The following is a 22,564-nucleotide window of genomic DNA, read 5'->3' as shown; positions in this document are numbered from 1 at the left end:
ATTCTAACATTCCCGCGTCGCGTCATGGCCCATGACCAATGGCCCGCTATGATCCATACAGGTATGGAGTGACTCTGGAATCCCATGAACGATGCTTTGCAGATCGAGCGCCGCGGCGCCGTCCTCACCCTCTGGCTGAACCGGCCGGAGCTGCACAACGCCTTCGACGCCAGCCTGATCGCCCGGCTGACCGCCGCGCTGGAGGCCGCCGGGCGCGACGATTCGATCCGGGCCGTGGTGGTGGCCGGTCACGGCGCCTCCTTCTCGGCCGGTGCCGACATGCAGTGGATGCGCGGCATGGCGGCCGCCAGCGAAGCCGACAACCGTGAGGACTCGCTGGCCCTGGCACGGCTGATGCGCACCCTGGACGAGCTGCCCAAGCCGACCCTGGCCCGGGTCCACGGCGCGGCCTTCGGCGGCGGTGTCGGCCTGGTCGCCTGCTGCGACATCGCCATCGCCAGCACCGCGGCCCGCTTCGGCCTGACCGAAAGCCGCCTGGGCCTGCTGCCCGCCGTCATCTCGCCCTATGTGATCGAGGCCATCGGCCCCCGCCAGGCCCGTCGCTGGTTCGCCACCGGCGAGCACTTCGATGCCGACACCGCGCTGCGCATCGGCCTGGTCCATCAGCTGGTCGAGCCCGAGCGCCTGGACGAGGCGCTGGAACGCCAGCTGGCGCTGCTCGACAAGGCCGGCCCGATCGCCTCGTCCACCGCCAAGCAGCTGGTGCGGCAGGTCCGGGACAGCCATGACCGCGACGCCCTGGATCGCGATAATGCGGCCCTGATCGCGCGCCTGCGGGTCTCCGCCGAGGGCCAGGAAGGCCTGGGCGCCTTCCTCGACAAGCGCGCCCCCCATTGGGTCACGGAAGCCTGAACATGCTCGATCATCTTGGTTTGACCAGCGCCGACCTGGCGCGCAGCAAGACCTTCTTCCTGCAGGCGCTGGCGCCGCTGCAGATCGGCGTGGTGATGGAAGTGAGCGCCGAACAGACCGGCGACCACGACCACGTCGGCTTCGGCAGCGACGGCAAGCCGTTCTTCTGGCTCGGCAATGGCGGCACCGCCAGCCACGGCGTGCACGTGGCCTTCGCCTGCGCCCGCCGCGCGCAGGTGGACGCCTTCCACGCCGCTGCCCTCGCCGCCGGTGGCCGCGACAACGGCGCCCCGGGCCTGCGCCCGTGGTACCACCCGGATTACTACGCTGCCTTCGTGCTCGACCCGGACGGCAACAACATCGAAGCGGTCTGCCACTTCCCCGCCGCCGGGGTGGCCGCATGAGCGACTACGTCCGCATCGTCGAGGTCGGCCCGCGTGACGGCCTGCAGAACGAAAAGCAGTCGGTGTCCACCGCCGACAAGATCGAACTGATCAACCGCCTGTCGGCCACCGGCCTGCGCAGCATCGAAGCGACCAGTTTCGTCAGCCCGAAGTGGATCCCGCAGCTGGCGGACGCCGCCGAGGTCTACGCCGGCATCCAGCGCCGGCCCGGCATCCACTACCCGGTGCTGGTGCCGAACGAACAGGGCTACGACCGCGCCCGCGCGGTGGGCGTGGAGGAAGTGGCGGTGTTCACCGCTGCGTCCGAGGCCTTCAACCGCACCAACACCAATGCCGGCATCGACGAATCGCTGGCCCGGTTCGAGCCGATCCTGCGCCGCGCCGCCGCCGATGGCGTGCGTGTGCGCGGCTACGTTTCCACCGTGCTCGGCTGCCCTTACCAGGGCGAGGTGCCGCTGGCCGACGTGGTGCGGGTGGCGCGCGCGCTGCACCAGATGGGCTGTTACGAAATCTCGCTGGGCGACACCATCGGCGTCGGCACCCCGCGCAAGGCACGGGCGATGCTGCAGGCGGTCGCTGCCGAGATCCCGATGGACGCCTTGGCCGTGCACTTCCACGACACCTACGGCCAGGCCATCGCCAACATCGCCACCTGCCTGGAAGAAGGCGTGCGCGTGGTCGACAGCGCCGTGTCCGGTGCCGGCGGGTGCCCGTATGCGAAGGGGGCCAGCGGCAATGTCGCCAGCGAGGACGTGGTCTACCTGCTGCGGGGCCTGGGCCTGGACAGCGGCGTGGACCTGCCGGCACTGGCCGAGACCGGCCGCTGGCTGGCTGGCCTGCTCGGCCGCGCCACCGCCAGCCGCACCGGACAGGCGCTGGCAGCGACCGGCTGAGCACCCCGCTGCGCCGCTCCTGCCGGGGCGGCGCAGTGCACAACGGCGGCGGTCGCCGCTTCCGTTAGAATCGGCGGTTCTCGAACCTGCAGGACCGTTCAATGCAGCTGTCTTCCGTACGTGCCGTGATCACTGGCGGCGTCTCCGGCCTCGGCCTGGCCGTGGCCCAGCACCTCGTCGCCCAGGGCGGCAAGGTGGCCCTGTTCGACCTCAACGATGACAAGGGCGCTGCCGCCGTCACCGCATTGGGTGCCGACAAGGCCCGCTATTTCAACGTCAACGTCAGCGATGAGTCGGCCGTGGCTGCGGCCATCGACCAGGCCCACGATTTCCTCGGCGGCCTGAACGTGGCGATGAACTGTGCCGGCATCCTCGGCGCCGGCCGCGTGCTGGGCAAGGAAGGCCCGATGCCGCTGGCCGCTTTCCAGGGCACGGTGATGGTCAACCTGGTCGGCAGCTTCAACGTGGCCAAGGCCGCGGCCAACCGCATGCAGCACAACGACGCCGGCGAAGACGGCGAGCGCGGCGTGATCATCAACACCGCCAGCATCGCCGCCTATGAAGGCCAGATCGGCCAGGCCGCGTATGCGGCCAGCAAGGGCGGCGTGGTGTCGATGACGCTGCCGATGGCGCGCGAGCTGTCGCGCTTCGGCATCCGCGTCAACACCATCGCCCCGGGCGTGTTCTGGACGCCAATGGTCGATGGCATGCCCGAAGCCGTGCAGCAGTCGCTGGCCGCCTCGATCCCGTTCCCGTCGCGCCTGGGCAAGCCGGAAGACTTCGCCAGCCTGGTCGGCTTCATCCTCGGCAACACCTACCTCAACGGCGAGACCATCCGCCTGGACGGCGCCACCCGCCTCGCTCCGAAGTGATTCCCCCCGGGCGCCGGGACGGCGCCCTCCCCCAACGACCTAGATCACCATGAAAGCCAACGACATCAAGAAGGGCAACGTCGTCGAGTACAACAACGGCGTGTACCAGATCCGCGACATCGAGCGCAGCTCGCCGCAGGGTCGCGGCGGCAACGTCCGCTTCCGCTTCATCATGTACAGCGTGCCGGGCGGCAACAAGCTCGATGCGAGCTTCGATGCCGACGACAACCTGGTCGAGGTCGAACTGCTGCGCCGCCAGTCCACCTATTCGTACAAGGACGGCGATGCCTTCGTGTTCCTCGATGACGAGGACTACACCCCCTACACCCTGGACGCGGACGTGATCGGCGATGACGCCGGCTACATCACCGACGGCCTGACCGGCATCTACGTGCAGGTGATCGACGAGCAGCCGGTGGCGATCCAGCTGCCGGCCTCGGTGGTGCTGGAAGTGATCGAGACCCCGCCGGAACTGAAGGGCGGCACCGCCACCAAGCGCCCGAAGCCGGCCAAGCTCAACACAGGCATCGAGATCATGGTGCCGGAGTACATCGTCAACGGTGAACGCGTGCTGGTGAACACCGCCACCGGCGAATTCGCCGGCCGCGCCGACTAAGCGCTTTCGCTGATCGGCAGCCTGTCCCTGCCTGCGGCAAGTTCACCGCAGGCAGCGGGCAGCGCATCGGATGCAGCAGCCGTGTAGAGCCGAGCGCGGGCTCGGCTCCACAGGAAGCTTACGGCTGCTGTGTACCGAAGTTGCCGCAGCCGTGGTACTGGCGGGTGCCGATGGTCAGATTCACCTTGGCCTCGAACGCCTCGCCGCTCATGTCGTCCTGGCAGGTGGTGCGCTGGAAGCTGAGCTTGACGTCGGTGCCATCGGATGCTTTGCCGCTCCATCCGTCAGCACCCTGGGTGGGCTGGGCGACGTCGAAGCGGCGCTCGCCATAATCGACTTCCACCTGCAGGCCCGGCGCGTCGCCATCGACGACCGCCAACCAGCCCGGCTCGTTGCCGGTGGCGCGGAACGCGGCCGTGCCCGCGCTGCCATCACCTTCGGTCGCTTCGACCGCATGGCACTCGCGGTCCGTCTCGCCCTTCAGGCTCAACAGTCCTTCATCGCTGCCCTTGGTCCAGAAGCTGTTGCCCTGGCCATCGCTGTACTTGGCGCCGGATGCCGCGCGCTCGGAGGTCATGGCGAAGGTACGGTCGCCGATCACCACGGTCGCCGCATCCTCGCCATTGAAGGTCGCGCGCACGCCCAGGTCACCGCATTGATAGGCGGTCTCGCTGCCGCCGCCCTTGGCGCCGGGGTCCGGCTGCGGCGTGGCAGGCGGGGTGTCATTGCCGGCGGCGGGTGCCTGAGCCGGCTGGCACGCAGCCAGCACCAAGCCGAGGGAGGCCGCCAACAGACTGGGAACTACACGCATGGCTCGACTCCTTGTCGAAACTACAGAGACGCTCGACCCTACCACCTTGCGGTGAGCAGGGCCTGAAAGCGGCCTGACCGCACTCACGCGGCCAACACCGCCATCGACAGCAACCGGGCACCGCTGTCTCCAGAACTGCAGGTCCAGACCCGCAGCAGGCGCAGTTTCAACTCGCGCTCCCGGCCCTGCCAATGCACCACCCCGTGCACATCGCCGGACAGCAACGCCAGGCGGCCACACAGCAGCGTTTCCACCGCGTGCAGGCGCAGGCTCCGCACCTGCAGGCCACCGGCACGCCACGCTCCCAGCCACGGCAGGTCGCGCATCCGGCCACCGTGGCCATCCATCATGAACAGGGCTGGCGATAGCAGCGTGGCCAGCGCATCGTGATCATTCTCCAGCAGTGCCGTGCACAGGCGCTGCTCCAGCGCCATCAACTGGGGCTCGTGCAGATCTTCAACGCTGTTGCGTTCCATCCACGGTTCCTTCCGGCATCGGCCGGCGCCTGCGCAGCCGCTGCGCGATCCACTGCCGCGCGCGCTGCACCACTGCATAGAAGACCGGCACGAAGAACACCGCCAGCACGGTCGCACTGACCATGCCGCCGAACACACCGGTTCCAATCGCCTGCTGGGTTTCCTTCGACGCGCCCTGCGCCAGCATCAGCGGCACCACGCCCAGCGCGAACGCCAGCGAGGTCATCACGATCGGCCGCAGGCGCAGCCGCGCCGCCTCCAGCGCTGCTTCCACCAGGCCGCGACCCTGCTGCTGCAGCTGGCGCGCGAACTCGACGATGAGGATCGCGTTCTTCGCCGACAGCCCGATCACGGTGATCATGCCGACCTTGAAGAACACGTCGTTGGGCATGCCACGCAACAGCACCGCAGCAACCGCACCGAGCAGGCCCAGTGGCACCACCAGCATCACCGCCAGCGGGATCGACCAGCTCTCGTACAGTGCCGCCAGCACCAGGAACACCACCAGCATCGACAGCAGCAACAACCACGGTGCCTGCTGTCCCGATTCGCGCTCCTGCAGCGACTGGCTGGTCCACTGCAGGGCAAAACCGGACGGCAGCTTCTGCGCCAACCGCTCCATCTCCGCCATGGCCTGGCCGGTCGATACGCCCGAGGCCGGTGCGCCGGACAGATTCAACGCCGGGAAGCCGAGATAGCGCTGCAGCTGCAGCGGCGCCTCGGTCCAGTGCGGGGTGACCAGCTCGGACAGCGCCACCATGCCGCCTTCGCTGTTGCGCACGTACAGCTTCAGCACATCCTCCAGTTCCATCCGGTGGGGTGCATCGGCCTGCAGGATCACCTGCTGCAAGCGGCCCTTGTTGGGGAAATCGTTGACGTACTGCGAGCCCATCGCCGCCGACAGCGTGCTGCTGATGTGCTCGAAGCCCACCCCCATCGCCTCGGCCTTGGCCCGATCGATGTCCAGCCGCACGCTGGTGCCGGCCGGCAGGCCGTCGGCATGCACCTCCGACAGCAGCGGACTGGCCTCGGCCAGCTTCAACAGCTGCTGCAGGGCTGCGCGCAGTTCGGCCTGGCTCTGCCCGGTGCGCGCCTGCAGGGCCAGCGAGAAGCCGGACGATCGGCCCAGGCTGTCGATGGCGGGCGGCATCACGCTCATCACCTCGCCCTCGGCAACCGCCGCCATCGCCTTCTGCGCGGCCTCCACTTCGCCGGCCGCGGTGGCCCCTGCACGCTCACCCCAGTCCTTCAGCATCGTATAGGTCAGCGCTGCGCTCGGGCCGGAACCGGAGAAGCTGTAGCCGAGGATCGCCTGGTTGGAGCCGATGCCCGGCCGCGAGGCCACATGGCGTTCGTAGGCTTCGACCACCGCCAAGGTGCGTTCGGCCGTCGCCTCGGCCGGCAGCTGGATCGAGGTCATGAAATAACCCTGGTCCTCCTCCGGCAGGAACGCGCCCGGCAGCCAGTGCAGGCCCAGCAGTAGCGCCACGACCAGCGCCGCGAACACGCCCATCACCCGCCCGCTCCGCTGCAGCAACGATGCAACACCACGCTGGTAACGCCCGGTCATCCGCTCGAAGCCGCGATTGAAGGCACCGAACAACCCGCCGCGGCCATGATGGCCATGGGTGGTCGGGCGCAGCAGCGTCGCGCACAGCGCCGGGGTCAGGCTCAACGCCAGCAGCGCCGAGAACAGGATCGACACCGCCATCGCCACGGTGAACTGGCGGTAGATCGCGCCCACCGAGCCGCTGGCCAGCGCCATCGGGATGAACACCGCGGTCAGCACCAGGGTGATGCCGATCACCGCACCGGTCAGCTCGCGCATCGCCTTGAGGGTGGCCTCGCGCGGGGGCAGGCCCTCCTCGGCCATGATCCGTTCCACGCCTTCGACCACGACGATCGCATCATCGACGATGATGCCGATCGCCAGCACCATGCCGAACATGGTCAGCACGTTGATCGAGAAGCCCAGGGCCAGCATCACCGCGAAGGTCCCCAGCAGCGCGATCGGTGCCACCAGCGCTGGAATCAGCGTGTAGCGCCAGTTCTGCAGGAACAGGTACATCACCGCGAACACCAGCAGCATCGCCTCCAGCAGGGTCTGCACCACCTTCTGGATCGAGATCTTCACGAAGGGTGCGGTATCGAACGGAATGCTCGACTCCACCCCGCGCGGCAGCAGCGGTGCCAGCTCGGCCATCCGCTCGCGCACCGCCGCGGCCGTGCGCACCGCGTTCGCACCCGGGCGCAGCTGCACGCCGGCGGCGGTGGCCGGGTGACCGTCCTCGCGGGTACCCCAGGCGTAGCTCTGCGCGCCCAGCTCGACGCGGGCGACATCGCCCAGCAGTACACGCGAACCGTCGGCCCCGGCGCGCAGCACGATGGCGGCGAACTGCTCCGGCGTGGACAGCTGGCCATCGGCGCTCAACGGCACGGTGATGCGCTGGCCCGGCACACCCGGCGAATCGCCGACGCGCCCCGGAGAGATCTCCAGGTTCTGCTGCTCGATGGCCGTGGCCACATCAGTGATGGTCAGGCCGTAACCGGTCAACCGGGCCGGGTCCAGCCACACGCGCATCGCCTGTTCGGCGCCGAACAGCTGCACGCGGCCGACGCCATCGATGCGGCGCAGCTCCTCGATGATGTTGCGGGCCATGAAGTCGCCCAGCGCCGCTTCGCTGACGCTGGCATCCGGCGAGCGCAGGCCGACCAGCATCAGGAAGCCGGAATCGGCGGCCTCCACGAACAGGCCGTTCTGGCGCACGCTGCGTGGCAGGCGTGGCTCGATCGCCTTGATCCGGTTCTGCACGTCCACCTGTGCCAGCTCCGGGTCGGTCCCCGGCTTGAAGGTGGCCGTGATCGACGCTTCACCGGAGGTATCCACCGACGATTCGAAGTACAGCAGATGCTTGACGCTGGACAGCTCGCGCTCGATCAGGCCGACCACGGCGTCGTTCAGCGTCTGCGGGCTGGCGCCGGGATAGCTGGCGTAGATGCTGACGCTGGGCGGCGCAACGGCCGGATAGCGCTCCACCGCCAGCCGCGGGATCGCCAGTACGCCGGCCAGGATGATGAAGATCGCCAGCACCCAGGCGAACACCGGGCGATCGATGAAAAAACGTGCCATGTTGGATTTCCCTGGAGGGACCGGCCCGGGAAAGGCTCAGCCCTGGCTGCCGGCCTGCACGGCACCGGCGCTGGCGACTGGCCTGTGCCAGTCGCGTGCATCGACCACCACGCCTTCCTGCAGGCGTTCCTGGCCCTCGACCACCACTTTCTCGCCCGCCTTCAGGCCAGAGCGCACCAGCCATTGCCGGTCGACGCTGCCGTCCACCTCCAGCGTGCGGATCACCGCCTTGCCGTCGCCGCCGATCACCCAGGCATAGGCCTGGCCACCGGCGCTGCGCAGGACCGCCTGCTGCGGCACGGTCAGGGCGCTGGCCGGCGCGCCGCGTGGCACCCTCGCGCGCACGTACATGCCAGGCAGCAGCTGGCGGCGTGGGTTGTCGACCAGGATGCGCAGGATCACGTCTCCCGTTCGCGCATCGACGTTGATGCCGGAAAACAGCAGCGTGCCGCGCTCGGGCAGGGGCTTGCCAGCGGCGCCGATGATCGTCACCGGCAGTTCGCCGGCACCGCCCGCACTGCGCTGCAGCGATTCCAGCTGCGCGGCGGGCTGCCGCACATCGACGTAGACCTGGTCGATCTGCTGCACCACCGCCATGGGCTCGGGATCGGCCACGTCGACCAGTGCGCCTTCGGTCACCAGCGCCTGGTCGATGCGACCGGCAATCGGTGCGCTGACCGTCGCATGGCGCAGGTCGAGCTGGCGACGCGCCAGGATGGCGCGTGCCTCGTTCACGGCGGCGCGGGCCTGTTCGTACTCGGCGCTGGCGTCGTCGCGATGCTGCTGGCTGACCGCCTGCGCGGCGGCCAATGCATGCAGGCGCTGCGACTGAACGCGGCTGCGGGCCAGCGCGGCCTCAGTGCGCTGCAGCGCGGCCAATGCCGAATCGACATCGGCACGGAACGCTGCCGGGTCGATCTGGAACAGGGCCTGGCCGGCACTGACTTCCGCGCCCTGTTCGAACAGGCGCCGCTGCACGATGCCGCCCACCTGGGCTCGGATCTGCGCGGTGCGCACCGCCGCCACGCGGCCCGGCAGTTCGTCATCGCGCTGCACCACCTGCGGACCCACGCTCACCACGCTGACACGCGGCGCCGGTTCCGGGGTGGCCTCGGGGGAGGAGCAGGCCGTCATGGCCAAGGCAAGGGCCGCGATCAACGCGACCGGAGTCCTGAAGGTTCTCATTGCTGTACACAATGCCGCGCAGGCGGCGGATAGGTTCTGAAGCGCGCAGTGTGCGTGGCGATGATGGGGTTTCGATGGAGGAAGTGTGGAGATACGATGGAGGCAAGCACCTTACGGCCCCGCCCTGCATGCATGCCTCACCCGCCCTCGCCGCCCTCGTCCTGATTGTCGAGGATGAGGTCGAGATCGCCGACATCCTTACTGCCTACCTGGAACGCGAAGGCCTGCGCACCCTGCGTGCCGCCGATGGCCACAGCGCACTGGACCTGCATCGCAGCGCCCGTCCCGACCTGGTCCTGCTCGATGTGCAGCTGCCGCGCCTGGATGGCTGGAGCGTACTGACCCAGCTGCGCCAGCGTGGCGAGACGCCGGTGATCATGCTGACCGCATTGGACCAAGACCTGGACAAGCTGACCGCGCTGCGGATGGGCGCCGACGACTACGTGGTCAAGCCGTTCAACCCGGCCGAGGTGGCCGCACGCGTGCGCGCCGTGCTGCGGCGGACGTTGCGGGCCTCGCGGGTGGATGCACCCACTGCGCTGCGGGTCGGCCCACTGCTGATCGATTCGGCCACCCATGCCGTGCACGTCGAGGGCGAAGGCTACAGCCATGAAGTGCTGCTCACGCTCACCGAGTTCAAGCTGCTGCACTGCATGGCGCTGGCGCCCACGCGCATCTTCAGCCGCAGCGAACTGATGCATGAATGCCTGCCGGAAAGCGAAGCGCTGGAGCGCACCGTCGACAGCCATGTCAGCAAGCTGCGCCGCAAGCTCGACGAAGTGGGCATGGTCAACGTGCCGGCCAGCGTGCGCGGCGTCGGCTACCGTCTGATGGCCGACCGCTGATGGCCCGCCTGCGCCGCTCCGGGCTCAGCCGCCACATCATCGTGTCGATGTCGCTGATGGTGATCGGCGTCATCGTGATGATGATCCTGTCGTCGTGGCTGCTGTATGCGGTGCTGGTCGAATTCTTCCCCGGCAGCACCGAAGAGCCCGAAAGCTGGCTGCCAACCGGGCCGGAGCTGGCATGGATGGTCGGCGTGATCCTGACCGGACTGGCGCTGGCCCTCGCTGCTTCATTCCGCCTGGCCCATCGCATCCTGTCGCCGTTGAATTCGGTGGTGGACAGCGTGCGCGCGCTTGCCGGCGGCGACCTCGGCGCACGTGCCAGCGCCGAGGAGAATTCCCCCGGCGAAGTGGCCACCCTGGTCGAGGATTTCAACGCAATGGCGCGCCGCCTGCAGCACATGGAGAGCGAGCGCGCGATGTGGCACGCGGCCATCGCCCATGAGCTGCGCACGCCGGTGACGATCCTGCGTGGTCGCCTGCAGGGGCTGGCCGAGGGTGTGTTCCAGCCGGACGAGTCGCAGTTCCGCAGCCTGCTCGCGCAGGTCGAAGGACTGTCGCGCCTGATCGAGGACCTGCGCGTGCTGAGCCTGTCCGACAACGCACGGCTGGATGTACGCCGCGCGCGCACCGACGTGGTGGCCGAGGTGCACTCGGTGATGACGTTGGTCGACCCGCAGTTCCGCGCCGCCGGTTTCGTGCTCGAACTGGAAACCAGCCGTGAGGAGCACAACGCGCACTGTGATCCCACCCGCCTGCGCCAGGCGTTGCTGGCATTGCTGGAGAACGCGCGCCGCTATGCCAGCCCGGGCAAGGTGCGCATCGCCGTGCATGACACGCCGGGCCACGTGCAGGTGGCAATCGAGGATGAGGGCCCGGGCATCGATCCGGCACTGCACGCGGACATCTTCACGCCGTTCACGCGCGCCGACGGCTCGCGCTCGCGCCAGGGCGGTGGCAGCGGGCTGGGCCTGGCGGTGGTCAAAGCGATTGCCGATGCGCACGGTGGCCAAGCCTACTGCACGCCGGGCAGCGCCGGCGGCAGTCGCTTCGTCATCGAACTGCCGCGCCAGTAGCCGGAGCCGCGGCCTGTGCCCGCAGCCGTGCACCGAGCGCGGCCAGGTTCGCGTCGATCGCATCCATTTCCTCGCGTTGCCGCACCGGCAGCTGCTGGCGCAGCCGCGAACGCAAGGCCTGCCATGCCGGTACGGCCTGTGCGCTGGCCGTGGCCACGGCCGTGGCCAGCAGTGCCTGCTCGTCGTCCAGCGGCAACCCGTAGCCGCCATCCTGCAGCAGCGTACCCGGGCGCAGCCATTGCCCGCCCTGCTCCAGCAACGCGCGCAGGCTGCGGGTTGCTGCGCTGTCCGGCGCCGCCAGCAGCTGCCGCTTGAGCACGTCGCGCGCGCGCAGCTCGGCGCGCCGCTGCGCAGCCTGTTCCAGCAGCAGCAGGCCGGCGCTGGCGCGCAGGTCACCCTGCAGCAGCCACGGCGCGCGCTGCCGTGCCGGCAGCTTCAGCCAGCCGTGCACATCACGGGCGGGCAAGGCCAGCTGCGCCGCCGCCACTGCGAACAACTGCTGGTAGTGGTCGCGCGCCGAAGCGAAGTAATACCCCTGCGCCTGCGCTGCGCTGCGATCGGCCAGTACCTGCTCATCGAGCGCATCCAGCCGTGCCAGTCGCCGTTTCAGGCCACGCGGGCTCAGCTGGGCCAGCCCGGCCTCGCCCAGCCGTGGCACACCCGCCTGCAGCAGCTTCGCGGTTTCCACTGCGCAGTTGTTGCTGACGAAGTAATAGCGCCCGTCATAGCTCCAGTGCACCTGGGCGGTCCGCTCCAGAAGGCTGGCGATCTCCTCGCGGTGCAGCCGCAACGGCAGCGACTGCAGCCCGCGCAGTTCAACCTTGGTGTATTCGTCCACCACCTGCTGCAGCGGCAGCACGAACAGGCGCGACGGGTAGCCGCCGGTGAGGCCGCGCCAGTTGGATATCTGCACGTCGCCGACGAAGGCGCGGAAGGACAGCACGCGGTGGTGCTCCAGGTCCAGGCGGCAGTCCGGTCCCGGCGCGCGGCCCGGTTTGCAGATCACCAGCCGCAGCATGCTGTGGCCCCAGCGGCTCATCGGCTGCGCACTGCCTTCGGCGAACAGGTAGTCCACGGCATAGACGCGGGCCGGATCGAGCTGCAGCAGCGATGCCGCGCCCTCTTCCGATTCGGCCTGCAGCAACGGCAACGCTGCGGCACACTGCGGTTGCGGCAGCGATGGCGGCGCTCCGAAGTGGGCCTGGTACCACTGCGCCAGTGCCGGGCGCCGGCAGGCGAACGTGCTGTCGAGCACGAAGTGCTCGGCGTTCACCGCCAGGTATTCGGCGGGGTCCTTCAGTTCATAGGCATCGGGGCTGCGGTCACGGAAATCGTTGTCGCCACGACCGAGGTGCCAGGGCTTGCGCTGCCAACCGGCCAGATCACGCCAGCGCGCACTGCGCGACCAGTTCGCGCCGCCGCGGTCGGCAACGTGGGTCAGCTCATGCACCAGCGCGCTGCGTCGCGCGCGCCGCGCACCCGGCACCGCCTCGTCCAGCAGGTCGCGGCGCAGCGCGATGCGCCCGCCGAAGGCACGGCCATGTACATCGACCGGCAGGTCATCACTCCAGCGCACCTGGACCTGCGCCGGCAATGCGCGCAGCAGGCCCTCGGGCAGCAATGACTGCACATCGGCGAGCGTCTGCGACGCCACCTGCCGTTGGGCAGGGCTCAACCCTGCCGGGTCCAGCCGCAGGCGATCAGCTGCGTGCGCGACATGGGCGACCAGTAGTAGAGCCACGCCATGCGTGGCGGCGTTCCGTACAGATGTCATGCAGTTGCCGGCCAGCGGCCGGCACTACCCGAAGGCCGGATCAACGCGCCAGCAGTGAGCGGGCCAGTTCCAGGTCGCTCTGCTGCTGCGCGGCGGCGCTCTGCTCACGCAGGTGGGCCAGTGCGGCCTGCAGGCGGGCGCCGCGGATCTGGCCGTCGCTGGCGACGAAGGCAGCGGCGTCGTCGCGTGCCGCCAGCACCACCTTGTCGTCACCCGAGCTGCTGCCCGAGGAACCGGAAGAGGCACCGGTCGCCGAACCGGCCGAGGTGCCGGCGAAGCTGGATGCAAAGCCGGCCAGCGGCAGGGACAGCAGGACGAGCAGCAGGATCGGACGGGTCATCGGTTCGAAGCCGGTTGTGAGGATGCGTGGAGCGTAACGGGTGCGTGAAGGATTTGCCCGGTTCAGGCGTCAAACAGCTTGCCGGGATTCAGCCGCGCTTGGGGATCGAACGCGCGTTTGACCGCCTTCATCAGCGCGATCTCGGCCGGGCCACGGGTACTGTCCAGGTAGCCCTTCTTGACCAGGCCGATACCGTGCTCGGCCGAGATGCTGCCATCGAAGCGCGCCAGTACCTGCGCCAGCAGCTTGGTCACCTGCTCGCACTGCGCGACGAAATCGGCGTCGCTGGTGTCGTCGGGCTTGAGCACGTTGATGTGCAGGTTGCCGTCGCCGATATGGCCGAACCAGATCACGTCGAAGTGCGGGTAAGCCTGCCCGATCAGTGCCTGGGTCTCAGCCAGGAACGCCGGCATCGCCGAGATCCGCACCGAGACATCATTCTTGTAAGGTTTGTAGCGCGCCAGCGATTCGGTGATGCCTTCGCGCAGGCGCCACAGCTGGGCGGCCTGGGCGTCGCTGGCACTGATCACCCCGTCGCTGACCCAGCCGTTGCCCATGCAGTCCTCGAAGGCCGCCATCGCCGCCGCTTCCTGCGCTTCGTCGTTGGCGGCGAACTCGGTGACTACGTAGTACGGATGCACCTCGTCGAACGGTGCCTGGGCGCCATGCGCCAGCACGTGCTCCAGCGCCCGGTCGGTAAAGAATTCGAAGGCCTGCAGCTGCAGCCGCGCTCGGAACGCGGCGAATACCTGCATCAGCACTTCGAAGCTGGGCACTGCCAGCAGCATCACGTTGCTGGCCGGCGGCGGATCGGTCAGCTTCACCGTCGCCTCGACGATCACGCCCAACGTACCCTCCGAACCGATCAGCAGCTGGCGGAAGTCATAGCCGCTGGAGTTCTTGATCAGGCCCTTGTTGAGCTCCAGCAACTCGCCACTGGCGGTGACCACCTTCAGTCCGGCGATCCACTCGCGGGTATTGCCGTAGCGGATCACGCGGATGCCGCCGGCATTGGTGGCGATGTTGCCGCCGATCGTGCACGACCCGCGCGCGGCGAAATCCACCGGGTAGATCAGGCCGTGGTCCAGCGCGGCGTTATGCACGGCCTCCAGCGGCATGCCGGCCTGCACCACCAGGGTGCGATCGACCGCGTCGTAGGCCAGCGCCTTGTTCATCCGTTCCAGGCTGAGCACCAGCTCGCCGTTGGCGGCCACCGCGCCCCCGGAAAGGCCTGTGCGGCCACCGGACGGCACCACGGCCACGCCCTCGCCTGCGCTCCAGCGCATCACCGCCTGCACTTCCTCGACCGTGGCCGGCAGTGCGATCGCCAGCGGCGCCGGCGTCCAGCGCCGGGTCCAGTCACGCCCGTAATGCTCCAGGTCGGCCGGGTCGGTCTTCAGCCTCAGGCCGGGACAGGCCTGCTGCAGCGAGGCAATGCGGGAATCGGTCATGACGGTCCAGCGCGGTGCGTGAAGAACGGGCAAGCGTGCCAGCGGCACGCGCCAGCGTCCAGCCCCGCAGCCGTACAGATAGCTACGGATGCAACCAATTGCGCACTGCACCATGGGCGTTGCGATCTGGCATAGTGGTCAGCCCCTGTCCCACTGGCCGTGTTGCCCCATGTCGCCGAAGAAGACCTCGTTCCCCAAGCAGGATATCCGCGTGCTGTTGCTGGAGGGGGTCAGCCAGACCGCCGTGGAGGTGTTCAGCGCCGCCGGCTATAGCCAGATCGAGGCGCACACCAAGGCACTGCCCGAGGACGAACTGAAGGCGCGCATCGCCGAGGCGCACATCGTCGGCATCCGTTCGCGCACCCAGCTCAGCGCCGAGGTGCTGGCCGAGGCCAAGCGCCTGATCGCGGTGGGCTGCTTCTGCATCGGCACCAACCAGGTCGACCTGGACGCGGCCGAGCTGGCCGGCATCCCGGTGTTCAACGCGCCCTACTCCAATACCCGCAGCGTGGCCGAGCTGGTGATCGCCGAGGCGATCATGCTGACCCGTGGCATTCCGCAGAAGAACGCCGAGTGCCATCGCGGCGGCTGGTCGAAGTCGGCCAGCGGCAGCCATGAGGTGCGTGGCAAGACCCTGGGCATCATCGGCTATGGCCACATCGGCACCCAGGTCGGCGTGCTGGCCGAATCGCTGGGCATGCAGGTGATCTTCCACGACGTGGAAACCAAGCTGGCGCTGGGCAATGCGCGTGCCGCGGCCAGCCTGGACGACCTGCTGGCCCGCGCCGACATCGTCACCCTGCACGTGCCGGAGACCCCGGCCACGCAGTGGATGATCGGCAGCACCGAGCTGGCGAAGATGCGCAAGGGCGCGCACCTGATCAACGCCGCGCGCGGCACCGTGGTCGACATCGATGCGCTGGACGCAGCGCTGGCCAGCGGCCACGTCGGCGGTGCCGCGCTGGACGTGTTCCCGGTCGAACCGAAGGGCAACGGCGATATCTTCGAGTCGCCGCTGACCCGCCACGACAACGTGATCCTGACCCCGCACGTGGGCGGCAGCACGCTGGAAGCGCAGGACAACATCGGCGTGGAAGTGGCGGCCAAGCTGGTGCGCTACAGCGACAACGGCAGCACCCTGTCGGCGGTCAACTTCCCGGAAGTGACCCTGCCCGAACACGAGGACAGCCTGCGCCTGCTGCACATCCACCAGAACGTGCCGGGCGTGCTGTCCAGGGTCAACGAGATCTTCTCGCGCCACAACGTCAACATCGACGGCCAGTTCCTGCGCACCGACCCGAAGGTGGGCTACGTGGTGATCGACATCACCGCCAGCGAGGCGCAGGCCGCCGCCGTCCGCGACGAACTGGCCGCGATTCCGGGCACGCTGCGGACGCGCATCCTGTACTAGGTAAAAAGGGGACGGAGGGGATTAAGTCGTTTATGCATTAACGACTTAATCCCCTCCGTCCCCTTTTTTCAACGTGCCAGCCAGCGGCGCGCCATGCGCTGCATGGATTCATCCGACGCCGGGTCGGCCGCGACCTCGGTTACCGGCCGCCAGGCCAGGTCCAGCGATTCCTCGCTGAGCACGAATGCCTCGCCACCAAGCGCCCGGATCACGAAACGCACGTCGTAGTGCCAGTGCCCCGGCACGTCCTTGCGCTCGGGAATCCAGTGCTTGTCCAGATCGAAAATGGCCGGGTCTTCCAGTACCAGCCCGCTCAGGCCGGACTCCTCCTCGGCCTCCTTCAGCGCCACCCGGGCCAGGTCGCGGTCACCGTCGGCGTGGCCGCCCAGCTGCAGCCAGCGCTGCAGCTTGCGATGGTGGGTCAGCAGCAGGCGCTGGCCGTCGGCGCTGACCAGCCAGCAGCTGGCGGTGAAGTGGCCGGCCAGCCGCTCACGCCGGAACGGATCCTGCGGATCATCCAGCAATGTGCCGAATTCGGCAGCCAGGGCGTCGTGGGCGGGTTCGCGGCGCGCGTAGTCCCGGAGCAGGCCGCGCAGGCGATCGTCAAGCGCGGCAAGGGTTTCGACGGTCTGGCTCATGAATGGGGGCAGTTCGGAAAAATACTGCTCATTATCGCCGTTCATTGTTGCGATTGCGCTTGTGCGTTGGCTTCAGCTTTGGCTAAGGTACAGCGGGCCGTTCGCACGGCCTTCACCATTCAAGGCAGCCGGCAACGTATCGGCCGCCCACCCCATCCGATCACTAGGAAGTACTGCATGCTGAAAGCTCTGTTGAGGGTCAAGCCGGTCGAGCCGGCCGGGCACGTCGATGCCGGCGAACCCATCGAAGGCAGCCTGGACGGCGAAGCCACGTTGAAACGGACCCTCACGGCTAAACACCTCATCCTGCTGGGCGTGGGTGCGGTGATCGGCGCAGGCATCTTCGTGCTGACCGGCCAGGCCGCAGCCAACCACGCGGGCCCGGCGGTGATGCTGTCGTTCGTACTGGCCGGTTTCGCCTGTGCGCTGGCAGGCCTGTGCTATGCGGAGTTCGCGGCGATGATGCCGGTCTCCGGCAGTGCCTACTCCTATTCCTATGCCACCCTCGGCGAAGGCATGGCCTGGTTCATCGGCTGGTGCCTGGTGCTGGAGTACCTGTTCGCCTCGGCGTCGGTCGCGGTGGGCTGGTCGGCCTACCTGATCAGCTTCATCACCACCACGCTGCACATGCCCTTCCCGGACCTGCTCAGCGCCGCGCCCATCGCCTGGACCGGCAGCGAGTTCGTCTCCTCCGGCAAGCTGTTCAACCTGCCGGCGGTGCTGATCGTGGCGGCGGTATCCGGCCTGCTGTACGTGGGCGTGACCCAGTCGGCGTTCGTCAACGCGATCATCGTGGCGATCAAGGTCACCGTCATCTGCCTGTTCATCGGCATCGGCGCGGCCCACATCGACCCGGCCAACTGGCACCCGTTCATTCCGGAAAACACCGGCGTGCCGGGTGAGTTCGGCTGGAGCGGCATCTTCCGCGCCGCCACCATCGTGTTCTTCGCGTACATCGGCTTCGATGCGGTCTCCACCGCTGCCGGTGAAACCAAGGACCCGCAACGCAACATGCCGATCGGCCTGCTCGGCTCGCTGGCCGTGTGCACGATCGTCTATATCATCGTCTGTGCGGTGCTGACCGGCATGATGCCGTACCACCTGCTGGGCACCGACAAGCCGGTGGCGACCGCGCTGGAGCCCTACCCGACCCTGTCCTGGCTGAAGACGTTCGTGGAAGTCGGCGCCATCGCCGGCCTGTCCTCGGTGGTGCTGGTGATGATGATGGGCCAGACCCGCATCGCCTACACCATCTCCCGCGACGGCCTGCTGCCGAAGTTCTTCGGCAAGGTCCACGCCCGGTTCCGCACCCCGTACGTCGCCACCATCGTGGTCGGCGTGATCGCTGCCGCGCTGGCCGGCCTGGTGCCGCTGAACGTGCTCGGCGAACTCGTCTCGATGGGCACCCTGCTGGCCTTCGCCACCGTCTGCGTCGGCGTGCTGGTGCTGCGCTATACCAAGCCGGACCTGCACCGCCCGTTCCGCGTGCCGATGGTCTGGATCATCTGCCCGCTCGGCGCGGCCACCTGCCTGTTCCTGTTCTGGCAGGCGTTCGTGGTGCACTGGCACCTGTTCGTTGGCTGGACGCTGCTCGGCCTGCTGATCTACCTGGGCTACGGCATCCGCAACAGCAAGCTCGCCAAGTCGCCCTGATCCGCCTTCGGGCCGGCCTCGCGCCGGCCCGTCCGTTTTCCCGCGCGCCGCCCATGGCGCGCTTCGACAAGACCACCACACATGTTCAAGCAACTGTGGGCCACCAAGCATCCGCATGCCGCCCATGAAGACGCCAACGGCCTGAGCCTGCGTCGCCACCTTGGCCCCTGGGGGCTGACCGCGCTCGGCATCGGCGCGGTGATCGGCGGAGGCATTTTCGTCATCACCGGCCAGGCCGCCGCCAACCACGCCGGCCCGGCGATCATGCTGTCCTTCGTGCTGGCCGCCATCTGCTGCGCCTTCTGCGCGCTGGCTTATGCCGAATTCGCCTCGATGGTGCCGGTCTCCGGCAGCGCCTACACGTACACCTACGCCACCTTCGGCGAGCTCTCGGCCTGGTTCATCGGCTGGATGCTGGTGCTCGAGTACGGCGTCTCCGCCTCGGCGGTGGCAGTCAGCTGGACCGGTTACTTCCTCAGCCTGCTCAGCCAGTTCGACATCCATCTACCGGCAGCCCTGGTCAGTGCCCCGCTCGACGCGCAGCTCCGCCCGACCGGCGCGATCGCCAACCTGCCCGCCGCCGCGCTCGTGCTGCTGCTGACCTGGCTGTGCTACGTCGGCATCAGCAAGTCCTCGGCGATGAACATGGCGATGGTCGTGCTCAAGACCGGCCTGATCGTGCTGGTCATCGTGGTCGGCTGGAAATACGTGGACACCAGTAACTGGACTCCGTTCATCCCCGCCAATGAAGGCCCCGGCAAGTACGGCATGGAAGGCGTGCTGCGTGGCGCGGCGATGGTGTTCTTCGCCTACATCGGTTTCGAGGCGGTATCGGTGGCGGCGCAGGAATCGAAGAACCCGCAACGCGACATGCCGATCGGCATGATGCTGTCGCTGGTGATCTGTACCGTGCTGTACATCGCGATGGCCGCGGTGATGACCGGCCTGGTGCCGTTCCAGCTGCTGGGCACCGATGAGCCGGTGGTGACCGCGGTGGCGGCGCATCCCCAGCTCGGCTGGCTGCGCTGGGTGGTCGAGGTCGGCGCGCTGGTCGGCCTGTCCTCGGTGGTGCTGGTGATGATCATCGGCCAGCCGCGCATCTTCATGATCATGGGCCGCGACGGCCTGCTGCCGCCGGTGTTCACCCGGATCCACCCGAAGTACCGCACCCCGCACATCAACACCGTGATCACCGGCATCGGCATCGCGCTGCTGGCGGCGCTGTTCCCGCTGGACATCCTCGGCGAGCTGACCTCGATGGGCACGCTGATCGCGTTCGCCGCAGTCTGTGCCGGCGTGCTGATCCTGCGCCGTACCCAGCCGGACCTGCCGCGCCCGTTCCGCATGCCGATGGCGTGGCTGATCTGCAGCCTGGGCGTGCTGAGCTGCCTGGCACTGTTGTCGGCAATGACGATGCACAACTGGATGCTGATGGGGGTGTGGACGGTCGTCGGTTTCGTGATCTATTTCGGCTACGGGTTCCGGCACAGCCGCCTGCGGGGTAAGTAAGGTTTTGCATTGCAGGGCCTGCGGCCCTGCACCCGCCTTTGAAGCCGGAGCAACGGCAACGGCAACAGCTGGGTTGAGGGCTTGGCGGGACGGGTTGGGTTCGCGGGGGACGCCGTAAACCCATCCCTGGGGGCTTGGCCGCGGCATCCATGCCGCGGACACCCCCGCGAACCCAACCCGCCCCACCTCCGACAGTCCACCGGCGCGTCCAGTAGATCCACGCCATGCGTGGATGAAGCGTTCTCATGAACGAATGTTCCGGAATGAATATTTCTGTCGAGCGGAGCCATGCTCGACTGCGAGCAAGCGCAGCGAAGCGAAGCGACCCGCTTTTCGCTTTTCCTTCTTCACTCCGTGGCAGGCCGCGCGCGGAACCTGTCAGAGGCGGGGCGGGTGGGCCGCGCAGGGGCGTTGGCGCCATGGATGGCGCCATCGAGCTTACAGGGACGTACTTGCAGCGTCCCCTGCACGGCCCACCCGCCCCGCCCGCCATGAACCGCTCTACAAGACCCGCCACGAGGGGCTCAGCCGTTGGCCGAATCCAGTAAAATCGCCCACATGAACGCCCCCACCTTCCCGTACGACACCGCGCGCCTGAGCGAACTGGCCCAGCTGCTGATCGACAACGTCCGCGAACTGGCCCAGGCCGGCTGGACCCCGGCCACCAGCAGCAACTTCTCCCACCGCCTGGACGACCGCCACGCCGCGATCACCGTCTCGGGCAAGGACAAGGGCCGCCTGATCGAGGACGACATCATGGTGGTGGACTTCGATGGCAAGGCCGTCGGCCGCCCGCTGCGCCCCTCCGCCGAAACCCTGCTGCACACCCAGCTGTACCGCCGCTTCCCGGAAATCGGCTGCGTACTGCACACCCATTCGCCGGTGCAGACCATTGCCTCGCGCCTGTACGCGCCGCAGGGTCATGTGCACCTGGAAGGCTACGAACTGCTGAAGGCCTTCGCCGGCAACAGCACCCACGAGATGGCCATCGACGTGCCGGTGTTCGCCAATACCCAGGACATGAACGTGCTTTCGCAGCAGGTCGATGACCTGCTCGACCGGCAGAACCTGTGGGGCTACCTGATCGACGGCCATGGCCTGTATGCCTGGGGCCGCGACATGGCCGAGGCACGCCGCCACCTGGAAGCGTTCGAGTTCCTGTTCCACTGCGAACTGGAGCTGCGCAAGCTGCGCAGCTGAACCCGCGCGCAGATGCAGATGCCGATCCGGAATCTGCACCCCGCGCCCGCCCTGCTACCCTGTCTTCCCCCCGAGACGTTCAAGCTGCCGCCATGAGCCGACTGCGCATCTACGACGACACCCGCCCCGAATCGCCGCTGCTGGACACCCAGGACGGCGCGGTCATCACTGCCGAACTGCAGAAGATCGGCGTCACCTTCGAGCGCTGGCAGGCCGCCGCACCGGTCGCGCCGGGCGCCAGCCAGGAGGAAGTGTTCGCCGCCTACCGTGCCGACATCGACCGCCTGGTCGCCGAGCGCGGCTTCAAGAGCGTGGACGTGGCCTCGATCGCCCCGGACAACCCGAACCGCGCCGAGCTGCGCAAGAAGTTCCTCGACGAGCACTTCCACAAGGAGGACGAGGTGCGCTTCTTCGTCGCAGGCTCGGGCCTGTTCACCTTGCACGTGGGTGACAAGGTCTATGAGATCGAGTGCGTGAAGGACGACCTGATCGCCGTGCCCGATGGCACCACCCACTGGTTCGACATGGGCGATGAACCGAGCTTCGTGGCGATCCGCTTCTTCACCGAGCCGGACGGCTGGGTCGGTCATTTCACCGGCACCGACATCGCGCAGAAGTTCCCCCGCTACGTACCCACCCAGGCGTCCTGATCCATGCAGCCCCGCGTCATCCTGACCGATATCGAAGGCACCACCAGCAGCATCTCGTTCGTCAAGAACGTGCTGTTCCCTTATGCCCGCAAAGCGCTGCCCGCGTTCATCGCCGAGCACGGCCAGCAGCCCGACGTCCGCCGCTGGCTGGATGCGGTGGCTGCCGAGATCGGCGGCGCCTGCCAGGACAGCCTGGTGGCCGAGACGCTGCAGGGCTGGATCGACCAGGACCGCAAGCACACCGCGCTGAAAGCGCTGCAGGGGCTGATCTGGGACGAAGGGTACCGTCGTGGCGACTACACCGCGCACTTCTACCCGGAAGTGGCACCGGTGCTGAAAGGCTGGCATGCCTCCGGCCTGCCGCTGTACGTGTACTCCTCCGGCTCGGTGCCGGCACAGAAGCTGTTCTTCGGGTTCAGCGATGCCGGTGACCTCAGCCCGCTGGTGTCGGGCTGGTTCGATACCGAGATCGGCGGCAAGCGTGAGGCCGACAGCTACCGCCGCATCGTGCAGTCGATCGGCGTGCCCGCCGGCGAGATCCTGTTCCTGTCCGATGTGGTGGAAGAGCTGGATGCCGCCCGTGAAGCCGGCCTGCAGACGCGCCTGATCGACCGCCGCGACGACTACCCGATGCCGCGCACCGGCCAGGCCGCCAATGGCCACGAGCGGGTCGAGAACTTCCAGCAGATCCAGCTGTAAGCAGGACAAAGGGGACGGAGGGGATTAAGTCGTTTGTGGCCCATGTGTGCCACAAACG

The 22,564-nt window shown here is 68.0% G+C and carries 21 protein-coding genes; 13 read left to right on the top strand and 8 right to left on the bottom strand.

All coding sequences use genetic code 11. The features are described from left to right. Positions 1-84: 84 nt before the first annotated feature. From AC5P9C_RS12370 to yeiP, 5 genes are all read left to right on the top strand, one after another. Entirely contained in the window at positions 85-873 is a 789-nt protein-coding gene (locus AC5P9C_RS12370; protein WP_130768130.1) for an enoyl-CoA hydratase/isomerase family protein, read from the top strand. Positions 874-875: 2 nt separating this feature from the next. Further along, positions 876-1,277, top strand: a complete 402-nt coding sequence (locus AC5P9C_RS12365) for a VOC family protein (RefSeq protein WP_064238407.1) — start codon at positions 876-878, stop codon at positions 1,275-1,277. Next, positions 1,274-2,170 carry a hydroxymethylglutaryl-CoA lyase gene (locus AC5P9C_RS12360; protein ID WP_343542605.1) on the top strand — a complete coding sequence of 299 codons (897 nt, stop codon included), beginning with the start codon at positions 1,274-1,276 and terminating at the stop codon, positions 2,168-2,170. The genes AC5P9C_RS12365 and AC5P9C_RS12360 overlap by 4 nt, the downstream gene beginning before the upstream one ends. Positions 2,171-2,271: 101 nt before the next feature. Further along, a complete protein-coding gene (locus AC5P9C_RS12355) occupies positions 2,272-3,042 on the top strand; it encodes an SDR family NAD(P)-dependent oxidoreductase (RefSeq protein ID WP_103282966.1) in 771 nt (256 codons plus the stop codon). Positions 3,043-3,091: 49 nt separating this feature from the next. Beyond that, positions 3,092-3,658, top strand: coding sequence for an elongation factor P-like protein YeiP (yeiP, locus tag AC5P9C_RS12350; protein WP_005409468.1), 567 nt, complete (start codon positions 3,092-3,094; stop codon positions 3,656-3,658). 118 nt (positions 3,659-3,776) lie between these two features. Here the strand turns inward: yeiP and AC5P9C_RS12345 are convergent, their stop codons facing one another. The 4 genes from AC5P9C_RS12345 to AC5P9C_RS12330 all read right to left on the bottom strand — a co-directional run bounded on the left by AC5P9C_RS12345 (position 3,777) and on the right by AC5P9C_RS12330 (position 9,260). Further along, on the bottom strand, positions 3,777-4,469 hold the full coding sequence (locus AC5P9C_RS12345; RefSeq protein WP_343542602.1) for a COG3650 family protein: 693 nt from the start codon (positions 4,467-4,469) through the stop codon (positions 3,777-3,779). Between the two features lie 83 nt (positions 4,470-4,552). Beyond that, positions 4,553-4,945, bottom strand: coding sequence for a nuclear transport factor 2 family protein (locus tag AC5P9C_RS12340; RefSeq protein ID WP_182067374.1), 393 nt, complete (start codon positions 4,943-4,945; stop codon positions 4,553-4,555). Further along, the gene (locus AC5P9C_RS12335; RefSeq protein ID WP_495205169.1) at positions 4,926-8,075 is read right to left on the bottom strand and encodes a multidrug efflux RND transporter permease subunit; all 3,150 of its coding nucleotides are present in this window, start codon (positions 8,073-8,075) and stop codon (positions 4,926-4,928) included. Before AC5P9C_RS12335 ends, AC5P9C_RS12340 begins: the two co-directional genes overlap by 20 nt. Before the next feature lie 36 nt (positions 8,076-8,111). After that, positions 8,112-9,260 (bottom strand): efflux RND transporter periplasmic adaptor subunit, encoded by a 1,149-nt coding sequence (locus AC5P9C_RS12330; RefSeq protein WP_053462681.1) that lies wholly within the window; start codon positions 9,258-9,260, stop codon positions 8,112-8,114. 128 nt (positions 9,261-9,388) lie between these two features. Between AC5P9C_RS12330 and AC5P9C_RS12325 the strand changes: the two genes are divergently transcribed. Both AC5P9C_RS12325 and AC5P9C_RS12320 read left to right on the top strand, forming a co-directional pair. After that, positions 9,389-10,105, top strand: coding sequence for a response regulator (locus tag AC5P9C_RS12325; protein ID WP_049468695.1), 717 nt, complete (start codon positions 9,389-9,391; stop codon positions 10,103-10,105). Then, entirely contained in the window at positions 10,105-11,181 is a 1,077-nt protein-coding gene (locus AC5P9C_RS12320; RefSeq protein WP_049468697.1) for an ATP-binding protein, read from the top strand. Before AC5P9C_RS12325 ends, AC5P9C_RS12320 begins: the two co-directional genes overlap by 1 nt. Here the strand turns inward: AC5P9C_RS12320 and AC5P9C_RS12315 are convergent. From AC5P9C_RS12315 to AC5P9C_RS12305, 3 genes are all read right to left on the bottom strand, one after another. After that, a complete protein-coding gene (locus AC5P9C_RS12315; protein ID WP_343543427.1) occupies positions 11,159-12,955 on the bottom strand; it encodes a DUF7844 domain-containing protein in 1,797 nt (598 codons plus the stop codon). The genes AC5P9C_RS12320 and AC5P9C_RS12315 overlap by 23 nt on opposite strands. Before the next feature lie 40 nt (positions 12,956-12,995). Then, the gene (locus AC5P9C_RS12310) at positions 12,996-13,295 is read right to left on the bottom strand and encodes a DUF2388 domain-containing protein (protein ID WP_164687993.1); all 300 of its coding nucleotides are present in this window, start codon (positions 13,293-13,295) and stop codon (positions 12,996-12,998) included. 62 nt (positions 13,296-13,357) lie between these two features. Further along, the gene (locus AC5P9C_RS12305; protein ID WP_343543426.1) at positions 13,358-14,746 is read right to left on the bottom strand and encodes an FAD-binding oxidoreductase; all 1,389 of its coding nucleotides are present in this window, start codon (positions 14,744-14,746) and stop codon (positions 13,358-13,360) included. A 169-nt stretch (positions 14,747-14,915) separates the two neighbouring features. Between AC5P9C_RS12305 and serA the strand changes: the two genes are divergently transcribed. After that, positions 14,916-16,157, top strand: a complete 1,242-nt coding sequence (serA, locus tag AC5P9C_RS12300) for a phosphoglycerate dehydrogenase (protein ID WP_005416356.1) — start codon at positions 14,916-14,918, stop codon at positions 16,155-16,157. Positions 16,158-16,225: 68 nt separating this feature from the next. Here the strand turns inward: serA and AC5P9C_RS12295 are convergent, their stop codons facing one another. Continuing rightward, positions 16,226-16,840, bottom strand: coding sequence for an NUDIX hydrolase (locus AC5P9C_RS12295; protein ID WP_343541743.1), 615 nt, complete (start codon positions 16,838-16,840; stop codon positions 16,226-16,228). Positions 16,841-16,972: 132 nt separating this feature from the next. Between AC5P9C_RS12295 and AC5P9C_RS12290 the strand changes: the two genes are divergently transcribed. From AC5P9C_RS12290 to mtnC, 5 genes are all read left to right on the top strand, one after another. After that, positions 16,973-18,448 (top strand): amino acid permease, encoded by a 1,476-nt coding sequence (locus AC5P9C_RS12290; protein WP_057495087.1) that lies wholly within the window; start codon positions 16,973-16,975, stop codon positions 18,446-18,448. 81 nt (positions 18,449-18,529) lie between these two features. Continuing rightward, positions 18,530-19,957, top strand: coding sequence for an amino acid permease (locus AC5P9C_RS12285; protein ID WP_343541740.1), 1,428 nt, complete (start codon positions 18,530-18,532; stop codon positions 19,955-19,957). A gap of 558 nt (positions 19,958-20,515) precedes the next feature. Next, a complete protein-coding gene (locus AC5P9C_RS12280; protein ID WP_049464316.1) occupies positions 20,516-21,157 on the top strand; it encodes a methylthioribulose 1-phosphate dehydratase in 642 nt (213 codons plus the stop codon). 92 nt (positions 21,158-21,249) lie between these two features. Continuing rightward, positions 21,250-21,807 carry a 1,2-dihydroxy-3-keto-5-methylthiopentene dioxygenase gene (locus tag AC5P9C_RS12275; RefSeq protein ID WP_049464314.1) on the top strand — a complete coding sequence of 186 codons (558 nt, stop codon included), beginning with the start codon at positions 21,250-21,252 and terminating at the stop codon, positions 21,805-21,807. Positions 21,808-21,810: 3 nt separating this feature from the next. After that, complete coding sequence (gene mtnC / locus AC5P9C_RS12270) at positions 21,811-22,506, top strand: acireductone synthase (protein ID WP_053462819.1); 696 nt, start codon at positions 21,811-21,813, stop codon at positions 22,504-22,506. Positions 22,507-22,564 lie beyond the last annotated feature (58 nt).

The organism is Stenotrophomonas sp. YJH_SMC_10, assembly GCF_059371555.1.
Note: the sequence above shows the minus strand (reverse complement) of the source record. Positions and strands in the feature narration are given on the sequence as shown.